Annotated in this window: 14 protein-coding genes and 4 pseudogenes; 12 read left to right on the top strand and 6 right to left on the bottom strand. The window is 34.9% G+C overall.

Annotated features, from left to right (window positions below):
• Positions 1-543 precede the first annotated feature (543 nt).
• Positions 544-663, bottom strand: a pseudogene (locus D0469_RS22055) (IS3 family transposase); the annotation flags it as partial.
• Here D0469_RS22055 and D0469_RS02480 point away from each other — a divergent pair.
• The 5 genes and pseudogenes from D0469_RS02480 to D0469_RS02455 form a co-directional block, all read left to right on the top strand.
• Positions 619-828: pseudogene (locus D0469_RS02480) on the top strand (potassium transporter TrkG); the annotation flags it as partial. The pseudogenes D0469_RS22055 and D0469_RS02480 sit on opposite strands and share 45 nt — an antisense overlap.
• Positions 829-855: 27 nt before the next feature.
• On the top strand, positions 856-1,509 hold the full coding sequence (locus D0469_RS02475) for a potassium channel family protein (RefSeq protein ID WP_117325081.1): 654 nt from the start codon (positions 856-858) through the stop codon (positions 1,507-1,509).
• A 611-nt stretch (positions 1,510-2,120) separates the two neighbouring features.
• The gene (locus D0469_RS02465; RefSeq protein ID WP_117325080.1) at positions 2,121-2,636 is read left to right on the top strand and encodes a ferritin; all 516 of its coding nucleotides are present in this window, start codon (positions 2,121-2,123) and stop codon (positions 2,634-2,636) included.
• Between the two features lie 227 nt (positions 2,637-2,863).
• Positions 2,864-3,430: a cupin domain-containing protein gene (locus D0469_RS02460; protein ID WP_117325079.1), complete on the top strand. Its 567-nt coding sequence runs from the start codon at positions 2,864-2,866 to the stop codon at positions 3,428-3,430.
• Between the two features lie 419 nt (positions 3,431-3,849).
• On the top strand, positions 3,850-5,169 hold the full coding sequence (locus D0469_RS02455) for a DUF2254 domain-containing protein (protein ID WP_117325078.1): 1,320 nt from the start codon (positions 3,850-3,852) through the stop codon (positions 5,167-5,169).
• Positions 5,170-5,672: 503 nt separating this feature from the next.
• Here the strand turns inward: D0469_RS02455 and D0469_RS02450 are convergent.
• Together D0469_RS02450 and D0469_RS22050 are read right to left on the bottom strand one after the other, a co-directional pair.
• Entirely contained in the window at positions 5,673-6,560 is an 888-nt protein-coding gene (locus D0469_RS02450) for a glycine-rich domain-containing protein (protein WP_117325077.1), read from the bottom strand.
• Positions 6,561-7,791: 1,231 nt separating this feature from the next.
• Positions 7,792-7,923 (bottom strand): annotated as a pseudogene (locus D0469_RS22050) (SOS response-associated peptidase family protein); the annotation flags it as partial.
• Between the two features lie 937 nt (positions 7,924-8,860).
• Here D0469_RS22050 and D0469_RS02440 point away from each other — a divergent pair.
• Positions 8,861-9,061 carry a hypothetical protein gene (locus D0469_RS02440; RefSeq protein ID WP_117325075.1) on the top strand — a complete coding sequence of 67 codons (201 nt, stop codon included), beginning with the start codon at positions 8,861-8,863 and terminating at the stop codon, positions 9,059-9,061.
• Positions 9,062-9,376: 315 nt separating this feature from the next.
• Positions 9,377-9,619: a hypothetical protein gene (locus tag D0469_RS02430; protein ID WP_142919147.1), complete on the top strand. Its 243-nt coding sequence runs from the start codon at positions 9,377-9,379 to the stop codon at positions 9,617-9,619.
• Positions 9,620-9,869: 250 nt separating this feature from the next.
• On the opposite strand, the pseudogene D0469_RS02425 reads toward D0469_RS02430, so the two are convergent.
• Positions 9,870-10,067 (bottom strand): annotated as a pseudogene (locus tag D0469_RS02425) (IS110 family transposase); the annotation flags it as partial.
• Between the two features lie 310 nt (positions 10,068-10,377).
• On the opposite strand from D0469_RS02425, the gene D0469_RS21470 reads away from it, so the two are divergent.
• The 3 genes from D0469_RS21470 (at position 10,378) to D0469_RS02410 (ending at position 13,476) form a co-directional block, all read left to right on the top strand.
• Positions 10,378-10,587 (top strand): hypothetical protein, encoded by a 210-nt coding sequence (locus D0469_RS21470; protein ID WP_117325072.1) that lies wholly within the window; start codon positions 10,378-10,380, stop codon positions 10,585-10,587.
• A gap of 268 nt (positions 10,588-10,855) precedes the next feature.
• Positions 10,856-12,190: a sensor histidine kinase gene (locus D0469_RS02415; RefSeq protein WP_117325071.1), complete on the top strand. Its 1,335-nt coding sequence runs from the start codon at positions 10,856-10,858 to the stop codon at positions 12,188-12,190.
• Positions 12,191-12,537: 347 nt separating this feature from the next.
• The gene (locus tag D0469_RS02410) at positions 12,538-13,476 is read left to right on the top strand and encodes an acetamidase/formamidase family protein (protein ID WP_117325070.1); all 939 of its coding nucleotides are present in this window, start codon (positions 12,538-12,540) and stop codon (positions 13,474-13,476) included.
• Positions 13,477-14,020: 544 nt separating this feature from the next.
• Here the strand turns inward: D0469_RS02410 and D0469_RS02405 are convergent.
• Both D0469_RS02405 and D0469_RS21465 read right to left on the bottom strand, forming a co-directional pair.
• A complete protein-coding gene (locus D0469_RS02405) occupies positions 14,021-14,392 on the bottom strand; it encodes a cyclic-phosphate processing receiver domain-containing protein (protein WP_117325069.1) in 372 nt (123 codons plus the stop codon).
• 326 nt (positions 14,393-14,718) lie between these two features.
• Positions 14,719-14,919 (bottom strand): tyrosine-type recombinase/integrase, encoded by a 201-nt coding sequence (locus D0469_RS21465; RefSeq protein WP_267897280.1) that lies wholly within the window; start codon positions 14,917-14,919, stop codon positions 14,719-14,721.
• Between the two features lie 756 nt (positions 14,920-15,675).
• Between D0469_RS21465 and D0469_RS02395 the strand changes: the two genes are divergently transcribed.
• Together D0469_RS02395 and D0469_RS02390 are read left to right on the top strand one after the other, a co-directional pair.
• Positions 15,676-16,491 (top strand): STAS domain-containing protein, encoded by an 816-nt coding sequence (locus tag D0469_RS02395; protein WP_117325068.1) that lies wholly within the window; start codon positions 15,676-15,678, stop codon positions 16,489-16,491.
• 332 nt (positions 16,492-16,823) lie between these two features.
• Positions 16,824-17,060: a hypothetical protein gene (locus tag D0469_RS02390; protein ID WP_158553326.1), complete on the top strand. Its 237-nt coding sequence runs from the start codon at positions 16,824-16,826 to the stop codon at positions 17,058-17,060.
• Positions 17,061-17,204: the final 144 nt, after the last annotated feature.

Raw genomic sequence — 17,204 nt, 5'->3', positions numbered from 1 at the left:
TCATTTTTATCTGGCAAAAACTGTTCAATTTAGTCTAGCAGTTACAGTACTTACGGAGTAGTAAAATACAAAAGACGATCAACATATAGAAGAGGTGTGCATTTTAAAAGAAAAAATGGAGATGCAAAATGCTTTTCATGGTTAAGATTTTTAAAATAAACAAAAGCTTCAATTAGTGAAAATATAACAAAAATTGATGTGGATCCTCGTTTTAACTTTTAAAAAAACAAAGGCAATAAATTTTAATAGAGAAAGAGTTAAATAGATCAAAGGGCAGAATTATTTGCAAGACTCAATTTAATAAATTTATTTACGAGATATTTGTTAATTTTTTGAAATGAACAGAAAAAAAGCTGGCTTCTTCGTGGAAAAAAGGAAGAAATCAGCTTTTTTACAACTTAATGTTTGTATTAATGTAAACGGTTGTTATCACAAATAAAAAAGCATTAAACGTCAAAGTGATAAACTAAATCATATCTATTTTATCTTTTTAGGGAGAACCATTTTAACTTTGATGTGACCCCAAAAAGTTAGAGTTTAATATTACGCAGCTAATTGGCTGGTGTGAATCCGGTATTGAACTGGACTCATGCCAGCCAATTTTTGTTTTATACGCTTGTTATTATAATGTTTGAAGCTACTTCTGCGTTTGGCACGGTAGGGCTTTCAATGGGATTGACCCCTGAATTGTCTCCAATCGGCCGAATAATAATTATTTTTACGATGTTTTCAGGACGGTTAGGACCGTTAACGGTTGCTTTTGCTGTAGCTATGAAAAGAAAACCTGATGCTGTCCGTCATCCCAAAGGAAAAATCATGATTGGTTAACTTGAAATCTTAGGAGGTAATTGATACATGGCCATACGCCAATATGCTGTAATTGGATTGGGCAGATTTGGAATAAGTGTAGCACAAAGATTACACGAAGCTGGACAAGAGGTCTTGGGTATTGATATTAATGAAGAAAGGGTTGAGGAAGCTGAATCATTCGTTACCCATGCAGTTATTGCCGATACTACTGAAGAGGACGCGCTTAAATCAGTTGGTATCAGTAATTTTGATCGTGTAATTGTTGCAATTGGGAATGATATGCAATCAAGCATTTTAACAGTCTTGCTTCTGAAGGAACTTGGAGTTAAAAAGGTAATCGCAAAAGCTCTGGATAAACATCATGGCAAAGTTTTAGAAAAAGTAGGAGCGGATTGGGTTATTTACCCAGAAAAAGATATGGGTGAACGTGTTGCAAATCAACTATTGTCACCGAATATGTTAAACTATATAGAACTTTCACATGAATACAACATAGAGGAAATATTAATTCCTGAGAGTATGGCGGAGAATAGTCTGCGAGAACTTGATATTCGCGCCAAATATAATGTCAGTGCCATTGCTGTTGTTCGAGATGGAAATGTCATTATATCACCTTCTCCAAATGAAATCATACATAAAGGAGATATGTTAGTACTAATAGGCAGTAGAGAGGATTTATCTGATTTTTCTAATTTATAATAACAGAAAACAATGTGTGATAACATTGGGAACCAAAGATAAATGCTGCATGGGGAAAAGCTGTATTTATCCCCCATACTTGATTTATAACGCATTTTCATCACTCACTCGAAGGAGACCTGCCCGATGATAAGGTGGTTCATGCTATTCAATTATCAAGGGATAAGGATGCTCTATATCACATTCATTAAATGCGAACATTCAGCTATTCCATTTACGGTGTGAAAGCCAGTAAAAATATATAAGGTGAAGGTTCCTGTCTCCTATCGTTTATAATTTTATTCTTAAATACTTAATAGACCAACTAAGTACGCTAATGTATTGATTACAACAAATGAACCTATTGTATAAAGAGATGCTAACTTTTAAGCATCTTTTTTGTTTGAATAGAATCTTTTACTAAGACTTTTCTTTCCATATGGAGATAATAGACATTTAGGAAAAAGACCGTAATTTACAACAGGTTCCACTGTTGTCAGTGTATGATATTTTAACTGTTGAGTATTCAGAACCTCTAAAACTGAAATATTTTTTTATACAAGTTACTTTCAGTTTCGTTTTTAATACACTATATCTAGGTTGAGTATCAGGACTAAAGGAGTCGGGAAGATTTGAATGAAGAACTTCAAAAATTAATTAATAATTTAATTCAGATTGAGCATGTTTCATCTACACTTTACCTTGCAATGTCGGCGCATATGGGTAAATTAAATCTAACAGGCATGGCTCACTGGTTACGTTTACAATCTGAAGAAGAAAGAACACATATGCTTACATTGATTGATTATGTTGTTGATAAAGATGGAACTGTAACACTCTCTAGTATTCCTGCCCAGCCGAGTGACTTCGGAACGCCATTGGAAACTTTCCAAAGAGTGTTTGCTCATGAACAAATGGTCACAAACTCTTATCGTCAAGCCTATAATTATGTGAATCGAATTGACCCACAAGCATCAGTTATTATACAAGACTTTCTAAGGGAGCAAATAGACGAAGAAGCACAGAGTCAAACCATAGTTAATCGGCTGAAATTGGCTGGGAATAATCCGTCTGCGCTTTTATTGTTAGACCAAGAATTAGGGCAAAGGAAAAACGGTGCAGCAGCAGGTACACCTGCTGCTGGTTAGACAATAGGGGTTTCTTCTGTCTCAAATTAGAAGAGTGAAGTTAAAGATGCAGTTGCCGAACTCACACGGCTTTGTCCAACGATTCTTTGTAACTGCGGATAAAGGAATCGAGACAACTAAATCGATAATACTTATCCCATTATAATTGGAAATCATCCTGAATATAAGTACATTTCCCTAAATAGTGCATAGGATGATTGTATAAATCTTTGAAGGGATTGAAAAAGATGTACTATGCACCTTATACGTATCCATACCAATATCCACAAAATCCTTATTATGCTAATTTACCAATGTATGACTATGTTAGACAGCCTGATTACTGGACTGTTCATGATGATGCTAACAGATTCGGTTTTGTTCAAACACCAAATGGAAGAAATCAAATTGCGATAAAAGATTATGGACGGATGCCATTTGTTATAAATATAAATGAGGCTACGAAGCAAAACAATACCTATCGTACCGCCTTATGGACAGGAAATCATTTGCAAGTTACATTGATGAGTCTTAAAGTTGGTGAAGATATCGGGTTAGAAATGCACCCTTACGTTGACCAATTCTTACGGATTGAACAAGGGCAAGGGATTGTTCAAATGGGCAAAAGAAAAGATAATTTGAACTTTGTACGAAATATTTATGATGATTCTGCCATTATGATACCTGCAGGAACATGGCATAACGTAACCAACACAGGTAATATCCCGTTAAAAATTTATTCTATATATGCACCTCCACAACATCCATTTGGTACGGTTCATGTAACTAAGGCAGATGCTTTGGCTGTGGAATAAGGGTAGGATTATTCAATGATTTCTTCTTTTGCTAACAGGTCTGATTTTAAATAAGGTTCCGAAAACAAAATGAAGAAAAACTCGCCAATTCTGCGGAGAATAGATTGAAAGGGAAAAGCCGCCATTAATTAGGGCGGCTATTCTATTTCATATATCTTGACTAATTCGTCCGACCAAACCAAACTAACGTACCCGTTCCAGGACTTCTAATATATCAACAATCGTGGGAGTATTTCTAAAAAACAATTAGAGCATTTCAACAATTGTGAGGTGAGGATATTTAAATAAATCGGGCCGGTATTTCGAAAGAACCATTAATGGATTTTGAAATTCTTTCTAACGGGTAAGATATAAAGAAAAATGATTAAACTCCCATTCGCTTCAAATTCCAGCTCTTGCTGTTCAGGAGGAACTGCTACATGTCCTTTAAATTCACATTAAATAAGATAAAATCAAATTTCTGGATATTGCCAGCTATGTATGGATTTTGTTTTTTTCTTTTGGCGCTATTAAGCATGAAGCTTGACCGTTTTTTGGCTGCGCACACTAATTTAAAAAAGCTGCTTCCTTCCTTCTTTTTTACCGATAAGGAATTGGCACAAACGGTTTTAAGTGCCATTTCCACTTCATTACTCACTATGACAACCATTACATTTTCTTCTGTATTGGTTGTTCAGACAACGTTTTTGGCACAATATTCACCCCGTACATTGCAGAATTTCAATACCGAATCGAAAATACAGCATGGACTGGGAACATTTATTGGGGGTTACATATTTGCGCTTGTTCTTCTTATTCAATTAAGGGAGAATGAGTTAAGCAATACATTCATTGTTCCAACATTTGCTGTTGTGGTAGCCTTTATTTGCCTGGGTATGTTTGTGTTCTTAATTCACCATGTAACGGAATGGATAAAGGTTGGAAATCTCATTTCTATCATCGCAAAAGAAACGCTTTCCTCCCTTGAAAAAAGCAAAAGAAAAGAAACTCATCATCTGCAAGCTTCCAGGGAGAGTAGGGGCTTAGATCTTGAAAAGATGAAGGAGAGCAAAATCAAGAGCAAAAAACAAGGCTATATCCAATATATCGAGCTTGCCAAACTGGTTGAGTTCGCAACCCAGAATAATATTATCATTAAGCTCGAAAAATTTCAGCGTAATTATGTAGATGTAGATACTCCGCTCTTAACGGTTTGGAATGAAAATGATTCTATCAATAAAAATCAAATCCTTAACTATATTTTTATCACTCCAGATCAAGAAGCTATGGAAAATGTGGAATTCGGAATTCAAAAGTTGGTAGAGATTGCACTTCGGGCGATTGCACCGGGGAAAAATGATCCTGAAACAGCGATTAACAGTATTGAACAATTGGGTCAAATCTTAACAAAAATAGCAAAAGAGAATTCTCCTTTCCCATTCTATTGTGATGAACAAAAAAATGTACGGGTAATAATAGAACAACCGGATTTCCGTGATGATTTGTACAAGAGTTTCTATCAAATTCGCCACTATGGAAAAGCTGATGTTTCTGTTATGGTATCCATTATTAAGGCGTTAACACTAATAGCGGAAACAAATGAGAATAATATCAAGGAGATTGTGTGGGATTTTTCAGCGTATATATTGGAAGGAATAAAGGCCGTTGAATGGCTAAACATGGATAAAGAATTTATTAACAGCCATTTGAAAAAGCTAACAAAAGCATGCGCCAAAAATAATGGTCAATTAATAAAATAACGTAGAAAAACACTAAGATTGTATGAAATAATTTGCAAAAAGGGAAAGCAAAAAAAACTTTAGACTTTACTCCATTTCTAAGTAAAGAATCCGTTAGTTCATGAAAGGAAATGGAGTGAGTCTTGCAAAAAATCGAATAATAAGTTGTCTCAAGACATCTTGACAACTTAGTCGTCACATAATAAAGCCTGAAAATTACTAGTTTCCTTTTATTACTGTCTTATTGTTCTTGCCTTTTTTAGTATCCATAGATTATCTGAAAGTACAGATTATTCATCCTAATACTTGTAGTGGTAGTTACTTGGTTCTTCACTATGTTGAATGAAATGATCAGGGAAATTCACCAGCTGCGTTCAGAGGTGCAAAAGTTGGAGAAGTTTCGATCAAGAGAATCAGCTTTTTTTAAAACTGGTTTTTCTGGGTCTTTTTTTAGGCCCTTTTAATGGACTGTGAATTTTGAAAATATTGTAAAAAAATAAAAAAACCCTAAAGGGTTCATTTAATTAATCTCCACCGCCACCGCAGCTGGAGCAGGAACTATCGGACGAGCAAGAACTCCAGGAGCTAGCCGACCCGCAACTAGTACAACTTGATGAATTGTCCCTGCTTATTTTCATGTAACTTGAAAATTCATCATAATGAAAATAAGAAACAGATAAAACTGGAACGAGCATTGCGTTGTATTTTTCCTCTCTTTTGCTTTTTTTCATTTTTTCTTTTATGACGCTTTTTTGATAATCTTTTACTTTATTTGCTGTTTTTTTCATGGAAGAGATGAGCGAGAGTACCGTAGAATTATATTTGGTATCACTATTAAAATATTTATCTATAAGATCGTTTTCAGGTGAATTTTTAAACTCATCAATGATAGTTGGATGTACTGGGCACCTAAAGAACCCCTTATAAAGATGGATGTTCTCTTTTTTTATGAGAAAAAGCTCAGCGTACACCCAATCAAAAAATCCTCGCAAATCAGGGTCAGGTGATTCATTTACATTTGGACTGTGGTGAAGGATACTCCCTAAATATGTTTTTGAAAAATCTTCATACTCATGGGTAAACATGAGCATCTGATGCCACAGTTCATCGACTTTCTCGCTAAACATTGGAGACTCTTTTAAAAGAGCAGTCAAAATAAAGTAACGTTTTAAATCAAGTAGACGCCACTTGTATTCGTTTTCTTTTAGTTTACTTTCTTTTTTTACCCTCTCTTCTACATTTTTCATATAACTTTCACTAAGGGATTTTTCCAGATCATCACTTAGTGTTTTAAGCCCTTTTATTCGGTTTATCTCTATTGTTTTTGGAGATAAACCAAATGTAAATGTGAATTTTTTTCGTAAAGATAAAATAAAGACTATAACAACCGCAAATAGTAGTAACAATTCCATTTTATTACCTCCATTAACTTGTGATTATTTTGATTCGACCGCTAGGATCTTTTAATATCTTGTCAACGACATCTTCTAGAAACACTTGAAAATGAATAACATACTATAAAGTATGACACATAGGTAATTCCCAAACACCTAAAATACTTTCTTTTCCATTTGTTATAAAAACATCGTATACAGAACTTAATGAAAATTTAGCATTTGATTTTTCAGGAAATTCACCAATTAACATAGAATTTTAATGAAGACTCTCTATATTCTTGTCAGTAAGTCTTGAATGTTTATGTAAGTGGGGTCTTTTTATTTAAGTCTATTCAAAGAAATTATCCTATTGTTAGCGGTAAAAATAAACAATTTATTACTCCATCATCTGGAACTAAACCGGGGCGAATTTGTAAAAACAAATGTAAATGAAATGATGAATGAAATGATGAATGAAATGATTGCGATTAATCTTCATTTTTCGCAATTAACTTCCTTGGTTTGCTGATTCTTAATTATTTAGTCATATTTGTATAATCTTTGTGATGTTCTCTTATACCTTCTTCAACCTGCCCATTTAGTTGAACAAGAAAAAGCTACCTAAATCTATAAGGCTTAAATTATGTTTCCATGTCACACATTGTTGTCTCACTTAAACGTAAGTTATTCACATTTATATTTTTTTCTAATATGCAGCATTGTAGAGTTTATAAGTACTATTATCATGGTATAAATCCATTATCTAGTCTGTAAATAGGGGGTATATATACCTATGAGTAACAATAAGCAAGAAATAGTAGTTTATCATGGTACTGAATATATACTGCTGTATAAGTACGATTCTGGCTATTGTGAAATAAGGACCATAGACAGCTTAAATGAGATTAAATTAGTGCCCTATAGTGAATTAACATTTAAAAAATAAGTTTAATTAAGTGTGTGTGTAGAACTAGATTAGCGGGTAGTATGTTTATGTTGAGTAAGGCGATTTGCATAAATATTGCTCACCAGCGCCTTGCTTTTATGTATAATATATATTACCCATAAGGTAAGAAGGGATTATTGAGAAAGATTCGCAATGACCTTTTTTTATAAGCTGCTCAGTGGGGATATTATTTCCGCTTTATCATTTTTGGGGCGTATTAACTAGTTATGATACTGGATACTATTCCATTTATTCGGCTCGGAAAGGTTAAGGAGTGTTTTGCTTGTCAATAACACGAAAGTTGAGATCAAGTCACATATCCTAATCTCTTGGTTCGAGTATCACCGGCATTCGATCATGAATCTCATCCAACACAGTATTTGGAGTAGTGATAAGTACGGTGCAAGAAATAATAGGTTTTTCACATTTATCCCTAGATTCCCACAATCCTGCTAAAGCAACCGGCCTTTATCTTTCATTATAAAGTGGTATGGCTGCTTACTATTTTCCATTTTTATCCATTCAAAGGCCATCAGCTAGAATGAGGGTTTCTCCTAGGTTTAAAAGGACTGCTGAAAATTGGTTTGTTTTCAATGCCTTCACTTCGGACGTTGATTATTTTATACTCATTTTTAATATATCCTTAGCAAAAAAGGTATTAACCCCCATCTCATAAACATGCCATGCCGTTGCTGTTTTCTATTTATTACTGTAAGAACTGGCTGGGTGCGATATCATTAAAACCGAATTGTGACTTCAGCTCAGTAATATCAGTTGCTAAAAAAACCTTCCACACATCTTTATCCATCTCATATTCCTCATTAATCTTATAAACATTTTACCCAGCATATCAAATTAAAGCCCTTCTGGAGACTACTTTAATATTGAGAAAGTTTAATCGTGATGCAGAATCATAAACGAAAGGTTAGAAATCCTACTGCCAACTGAGCTTTTTCTTTAAAGAGTCTAGAAGCGAAAAAGCTGACTCAAAAGATCGTCGTTCAACGACTTGTGAGTCAGCTTTATTTATAAGCTATTTCAGCGGTGATAATATATTTCTGCTGTATTTTTGGGCTGTAATGGTCATAGAATTTGATAAGAAGGGCAGTTGGGGCGGTTTGTTGTCGCGAGGGGAGGTTATTCCTTTAAAGGGTTCTCAAAAAGTTGTTATCTCACTTTTTGTACATTAGCGAAAACCTCCATGAATGGTTGCGACAGAGGAATATTGTACCTCTACAATCATTCTTCTTTCTGAAGCATCCTCACATTCACCATTTTTTGCCGAACCACTCCCCTTCTAAAGATGGCTTTATATAGAAAAAGGTCGGATAAAAATAAGGGAACCGCAACGTTGTTTTTCTGTCTGTTTCAAGAAAGGGGACCAATTGTTATGGAAAAGGAGAAGAAAGATAAGTCAGTGATGATGGGTATTTCTGGGAATGAACAAAAGGCATTAGACCTTATTGGTGGTTTAGCCATTGTTGATGCAGACGGGGATGAAGATCCTGTATTTATGTGTTTAAGCACTGGACGAAAAAAACGCAGTTGTATTGACCACGTTAGGCAAGTCAACCGAATGGATAGAGGATAACAAAATCCATTCTCTTCCCTATGAACGTGTCGTGTTTGATATTAGCCAAGGAGCGTTTGAATACGGGGGTTATGTTGACGGGAAGAATTTTTTCCAAAAGAGAGTGGGAAGGTTCGTATTGTGAAAGGTCTGCTGAAATGCTCCGAACCACCCCTTTTCTAGCCGGCATTCCTTCCGTCTTATGTAAGGATTGTTGGATTTCCAAAGAATACGCTAACTCGCATAGGGAATATATCCCTTATTTTGATGATTACCCGCACTTTGAAACCGATTTAAATTCAACGGAAGCAAAGGAAAGTAGGTGATCCGATGAAAATGATTCGTTTAACGACAAAGGAAGAACTGATGAACCTAAAAAAAGGTGACATTTTGCTGGTGCAATGGAAGCGGAATGCACCTGAATACAAGCAGAACGGTGAAATCACACACCATAACGTTCACAGAATTACACGGTTCAACGAAGTCATTTTGGATGAAAACCAGAACACGTATTTTAACATTGGTCTGTATATAGCGGGGACATCTTTCGTTAAAGAAGTTTGCTTGATAGAGCCATAAAAAATATGTTCCTTTGATGATAGAGGGGCTTGGGGTCTGTATAATATTTAATTTCTTATACCGGTAAATGTACTCTTTCGAATGTAAGGACTCAAACTTCTCTGCTTTATTATCCGCGTTTCCCACATTCTATTATGGATATCGGGCAGGTTAGCTAGAAAAATCACTATAAATGCGGATAAAGGAACAGATTTCCGCTGACGGTCCAATATGCGACGTTTCGGCTGTTAGTTCTATTGCATTTAAGTTAACTGTTAATCCATTTTATTAATCTCGCAAAACCATCTTCATTATTTTCAAGTGTAAGAGGGTCTCCGACTACTATACCACGCAAATTTACAGCTCTAGCTACGTTTGATTCTTGGGCAATATCTCTACCAACTACAAAATGTTTATGAGAAATTCTCTCTATTAGTTGATTCTGTTTGTCTTGCATTTTAAACTTCATATAGGGTTTCCTCCTTAAGGTTTTTAAGTTAGAGTGGTGTCTATACACTCATTCTTTCTGAGGGGCCCTGTTTTTTTCAAAACTGATAATTAGTGATTTACAGGAATTCTAACGGGGGAGGTTTGTTGAACAAGGACCTCATAGTTAATAATCGATTATTGATATATAAAAATAGTCTGTTTGGTGAGTTTATTTGAGTGCCAACTCATGTTATAATAAGAAACTTAGGATAAAATACGACTTTTACTTATAATTGAACGGATGCCAAGAAAAGCCTCCGCATAGCGATAAAATATGGAGGTGTAAGAGAATGAATAAACGATGGACAATTGATAAAATTAAAAAATTTGTTGAGAACAATTCGGAAAGTAAGTTGCTAACAACGGAATATCACGGTTTTTCTCAAAAGTTACTATTTAAATGTGCATGTGGTAGTAACTTTGAAAAAACATTTACGAAATTTAAAAATAATAACCAACGCAAATGTGACGTATGCCAACCGCGACAAACGACTCGATAACGTATAGCGAATAAACGAAGTGCCGATTTCTATTAAAGAGAAGTTGGCACTCTTTTTTATTTTATAGGGAATAAAAATGGATTTCACTGAAGGAGAGGTTTATACAAATATTCCTTCTTCAACTCCCATGAAAATAAAAAGAAAAAGGGCATAACAAATTTGGATTTTATGTGTGATTAACTCCTTAAAAGTAGTGAATCATACAGATTAGAATTATGTTAGAATAATTATTAAAGTGTGGATAAAACAGTGTTAAGAGGATGCATTTATGAAAAATAAGAAGTTGAAGTCAATTTTTGTTATATCTCTTCTGTTATTAGTGATTTTTATGATGGTTAATATGTTTTCTTCTTATTTTAACATAAAAAAAACAGCGGAAAACTCCATCGCTAACCAGAATATAGTAGCTGCAAAATCAATAGCTGCCTCAATGGATACAGAGACCTATAAACTGTTTCTTGAAAATCCTATAAAGAACAAGGAGTATTTGGAAATCAAACATTATTTAGAAGATGCAAGAGAAAAAAACGGCGCTTTACATGTGTATACACTTGTTGTTGACAGCCCTAAAGTATCCAGGGCGATGATTGTCGCCATGCCTGAAGAGATAAATGAAGAATTTCCGATCGGAGGGATTTGTACTGTCCCAGAAGAACAGGTAGAGATGGCAAACAAGGGATTGATTTTTTCAACTGATATTATTGCGGATCCAGTATATGGAGACTATTTAACGGTCGGAGTACCGATAGAGGATCAGTCAGGTGGAAATATTGGATACCTAGCGATTGATATTAGTGCAGAGGTAATTAATAATATCAGTGGGAAGGCATTAAATAGCAGCATTTCCAGCCTTGTTTTTAACGGTTTATTTGTCATTCTCATGCTTGCCTCATTTCTTGCCCTCCAAAATTGGTATAGGGGAGAACTAAAAAAAGAAGTAGGTGATACAGAGGATACCTATCAATTAGAACTTCAATCATTAATATCGTCTGTTCAATCTTTACGGCATGACTTTTCAAATCACATTCAGGTACTTCACGGTCTGCTCAAGCTTGAAAAGCATGATAAAGCACTCGATTACTTAACCATTCTTTCTAAGGAAGTACATTTAATTGAGTCCATTAAATTAGACGTGAGTAATCCAGGGTTATCCGTGCTTTTGCAAACCAAAAAGCTCTCGGCTCAAAATCATAACATTGATATCCATTTTGATGTGTTAAATGGTTCATTTAACACAATTAAAACCACAGATCTAATTAAATTATTATCCAATTTAATAGACAATGCAATAGAGGCGGCATTAGAATTGCCTGAACAAGAACGAAAAATGAAGATTGTATGTAAAGTGGTTTCAAATAACTACATATTTGAAATAACGAATACAGGACCCGCGATTAAAGAAAAAGATAAACAACATATTTTTAAAAGTGGATTCTCAACTAAAAAGATACGACAGGGAAAAATGAGGGGTCAAGGCCTATTTATCGTTAAGGAAGTAGTAAGTAGGTACGGTGGGGGAATATCAATTGATTCTAATAAAAACCAGACGGTTGTACGTGTGGAAATTCCAATAAATCAGGGAAAAATACCACCTTCCAATTAAAAAAGCAACACATTTCTTGATTTATGATAAGGTTTGTGATAAAGACCTATTAGGCGCCGTCAGGTCTCAATGTGACATCCTTAAATCTGAGTACGTGAGGAAAATGGTATCCTTCGAATAACGTCAAGTTCGTTCTTTCCTTACGTCTTTGCTTATCGAAATCTCAGTTACACCATCTCATTTCCATTATGCATGGTATCATTTTGTGCAAGTGCCATCAGACGATTACGCAAACACGTGAGTGTGCAAGATTCAAGTTAATTTATTTATTTATCTGAAAAAACTTACATTTTCAAATAAAATGTATATAATAGACTTTTAACTTTATTGTAGGGGAGAAACTTTTTATGGCAAATACTCACTCTTTTCCAAAAAATGAAGTACATTACGCTTGGAATAGCAATGCAAAATCTGTTCTTGCTATCCAAAGTGGAGATACGGTTGTTTTCGATACGAAAGATGTTAGCGACGGTCAGTTTAATATCAATTCAAAAACAGAGGACATTGCTAATTTAAATTGGGATAAAGTATACCCTTTAGCTGGACCTGTTTTCATTGAAGGTGCAGAACCGGGGGATACATTAGAAGTGGAGATTGTAGATTTAAAAGTAGGAGATTGGGGTTGGACTGCGGTCCTTCCAGGATTGGGATTGTTAGGGGTGGATTTTCCAGATGCTTATTTGAAAACATTTGATCTATCAGATGGAGAAAACATTCGCTTCGCTGATAATGTTGTTGTTCCTATCGAACCATTTTTAGGAACAATGGGAGTTTGCCCAAAAGATGCTGAAGGACTAGCAATTATGCCACCAGGTACGTTTGGTGGTAATTTGGATACTCGACAACTAACAATTGGTACTAAACTTTATTTACCTGTTCAAGTTTCTGGAGCACTATTTAGTTGTGGAGATGGACACGCTGCACAAGGTGATGGAGAAGTATGCGTATCAGCATTAGAATGTCCTATGAATGCAACGTTGAAATTTAAACTTATTAAAGGTAAAACGATTCCGTCACCTCAATTCTTGACAAAAGGTGCTTTAACTCCTAAAGTAAACCATAAAGGTTTTTTTGGAACAACTGGAATCGGTTCAGATTTAATGGAAGCATCAAAGGATGCTTTACGTGCTATGGTTAATCACATTTCAGAAACATATTCTTTAGAACCAGTTGAGGCTTATCTATTGTCAAGTCTTTGTGTAGATCTTAAAATTTCTGAAATCGTTGACGCTGGACAATATGTAGTTAGTGCTGTTCTGCCGCTAGCGGTTTTTAACCAAGATTAATAATAGTTACAAAAAAGACAAGTAATTAGAATACTTGTCTTTTTCGTGAATGGAAGAGCAGTGGCGTCAATGGCAATAGGACAGCCAGCTACAGAAGAAGTAACTTAACTAACCTGTATTATCATAGCCCGATGGTATAGGAGTTACTTTTTTTGTTTTATTAAAAATCAAGTAAGATATTTCATTAAACACTTGATAACAGTGAAGAACCTTAAAATGTTGCACATTATATAGGGTGAAAGAAAACCAAAAATAAAAAAGGGGCTAAAACCCAAAAGTTTTTATACTTTGAGTCAGCCCCAATCTACTAAAAATCTATTTAATATATTGTGGAGAGGAACAGCTGCAATCTTTTATATTTTCGTAAATTTCATATTTTAGTTTTCAATAATGGTAGCTTAAAAGAGAAATTCTTAGAGGTATGAGTAATTACTACTTCGTTGTAGTAGCAGAGATCTGTTAACATCTTTTCAAGGTACTTCCTGATATTGAGGGACAGCTTAATTAAAATGAATATCAGGAATGAAAAGTAAATAAGAAGTGTTTACCGTATTTCTAAATAATGTTCTAAAACCTTTGATGGGAAGAAATTAAGGGGCAGTGGTCTTAAGGATAAAATAATGGAATTGGGCATTATAAAATTGCGTTGTGCTTTTTTCAAACAGTTGTACATAGCTTTACCGCCAACTGAATTGGCAGAGTGAATAGTTATGCGTTTTGCAAATAGTTTTTCTTCAACCATCTTTTGAACAAGCATAAAACCATTTTTAGTTCTATTTGATAAATCGTGGTCCAAAGAGAGATGTTCAATATCAAAGTTTTGCAATAGCTCTATACACTCGTCAATAGTCTCGGCTAGCACATAACCCTCGGGTGCTTTCCGATAGTCATCCAGGAAAACGCTAATTTTCTCCATTTCTTATACTCCTTCCCTTATACAAGGGTGACTAAGAAAAGTCGAATAATCCCTGGATAATATAATTCTAATATCTCAAGTCTAACACAACATCGTAGTAACAGGTCATATTCGACTTTAAAAGCTAATATATGACACCTTTTTTAACAATATTATTTATACTTATCGTGTTCTTCCTCAACTTACGGGTGCAAGAGTAAAAAGAACACTCGGTGTTGCTTTTGTGACTAGAAATACTTTTAATAATACTCTTGCCGGTGTCTTCTACTAAGCAGTATATATATACGAGTTGTTTCACTCTTTTCGTTTTCGTGACCCAGTAAAATTTAAATAATTTCTATGGGAGCTCCATTGTTCAATAAGTGGGTGGCATAACTGTGTCTCAGCTCATCTGGATGTATCCCTTTGTTAATCCTTGGACGGCCTGAAATTCGCTTAATAACCCATCTTAGCTGATCAAAGCTCATTCGATGGGCAAATCGTTCTGATTCAAAAATGGCCGGATATTTATCTTGGCGGTTATCAATGTACTGTTTTTAACCATTAATAAAACGAAAAGAGAGCGAAAAATTCATACTTCTTTTTTGGTTTGACCTATTCGAGCCTTGGGTATTTAAAACTGTTTACATCAAAGTGAGGTGAATTTGGATGCAGGAGAAGGAACAATTTCTGTTGGAAAGAGAAATAATCAGACTTCTGAATGATTTTAATAGGTGTTCCGACCCTGTATACAAAGAACTTATTAAAGAAGATGTTTTACTTTTAAGCACCGTTATAGCTCATATAGAAAAGGTCCTATAGATTAAGGCTTTTTATTGAATACAATTAATAAAATGTATAATAGTTTGTTAATGGGGCAGAGAGTTTAAGTAGAGTGATGAAAATTGTTCTGTTTGGGTCACAGTTGATACATACTTGCAAAAAATGCTGTGGAGAAGAGGGGAATTTGTGAGAATAGATTGATGGCTTAAACGAACGGAATTTTTTACCATATTCCTTTTTTGACGCTGATTATTTTCATAGCAGCTTTTTATTTTATCCCAATCATTAGGCCAGGCAGTTTGTAGGATAATCCTAAGTTCGCCTTGAACTAGACAGGAGTAATGACGATATAGCTTAGATACCACTTAATCAAATGGCTCTGTTCTTGTAAATGGGCATTAAAGACATTCAGCTAGGTCATAAACACCATTCCCGTTTTTTTACTTTCATTGACTATCCATGAAGTAAATGATTATTATTACTACAAGAGTTAATTAGCTTAGAAGAAGGGTTGGACTAATATGACCTTGGTTTTAAATGTTTCAAACCACTTAATCGATAATGCAGAATCTCTAGCTGAAGAAATTGTTGACGGTGTTCTGCATAATATGAAATTAAAAATTCCTCAGTGGGAAAAAGAACAAGCAATAACAATGTATATTGAATTTATAAACTTTTTAGGTAATTCTCTTTTTATAGAGGAAGAGGAAGTACCACAAACACTCATTGAATGGAGTAAGAGAAACGCAGCTAGACAGGTATCTCCCGAAGGAAAAATTTCAAAGATAATGGTTCGTTATCCACCAACTAGGGACATTTTTACTGACATAATTACGAATATTAGCATAGAGTTTGGGCTATCATTAAAAGATCATTCTTTCATTATTAAGCGGATAAACAATATGTTGGACATAAGCCTCAATGAAACTGTTTTTGCTTTCGAACGTCTATCCGACGAATATAGGGAGGAGACACAAAGAGAACTGGCTGAACTTTCAGCACCTATTGTATTGATTAAAGAAGGTACTGCCGTTCTCCCATTTATTGGCATTATAGATTCATATAGGGCAAGTTATATTATGGAAAAAGTCGTACCAAAAATTGCAGACCTACAGTTAAACTATGTGATTGCCGACTTCTCAGGCATATTGAAAATTGATATAGATATAGCGCGTCATCTTCATCAAATAGGACAAATGCTTGATTTGTTAGGAATACAAACCTTCACAACAGGTTTACGCCCTGAATTAGCACAAACCGTTGTAAATAGCGGAATTAATATGTCCAAAATTACTACTTTCGCAAACGTTAAGCAAGCATTAGAAAGCATTAAATAATACTTGAATCAATTCATAATTGCAAATTGTTTTTTTCTTCTTTCTTTTTCCGGCCACGTTTTTGGGTTCGGGTTTTGGCTTTTTCTCTTGTACTGTAGCTTGATCTCTGGCTTCAAAATGACAGGCATCTATCGCAAATTCAGTAATCAGAGGGAAGGAATTACTTTCTTACCATTTGGCAAGACATTAGAGAGAATGAAGAAACTCATGGATTAAAGTCGCGCTGTTTCTCTAATACAAGCAGTAATCAACTGTTAGTTATAGACACTATATTCGAAGATGACTGCGTGTGCCATGATTCATAACATCCTACTCAAAGAAAAGGATGGGCAATGATGACGAAATGGAATTTGAATTCTTCACTCGAAGAGGCCTGGTACCTGACTTCCAATAATTATTACGAAAAACAGGATGGATATGACAAAGAAAATTACCTGGAATACATGAAAAAGAGGCAAAAGAAATCCCATAAAAGAAGAGTTGAAAAAGCAAAAGAACGGGGAGAAGAATATTACACTACTCTACAAGTTCGACAAATGGAATATGCTCAAAGATTAGCAACGTATTGACACGAAAACACACTGGTAAGCCGTATGCCTTAGTAGGGCATGCGCGGTTTGATGAGAGGGGAGCCCTGAAAAAGGTTCCCCTACTCTGTTGAGTATTATAGGTTCTCCGTCAAATGTTGGGGTGATGACGATATGTCGTCACCC

Source organism: Peribacillus saganii (assembly GCF_003429095.1).
Lineage (GTDB): Bacteria > Bacillota > Bacilli > Bacillales > DSM-1321 > Peribacillus > Peribacillus saganii.
Note: the sequence above shows the minus strand (reverse complement) of the source record. Positions and strands in the feature narration are given on the sequence as shown.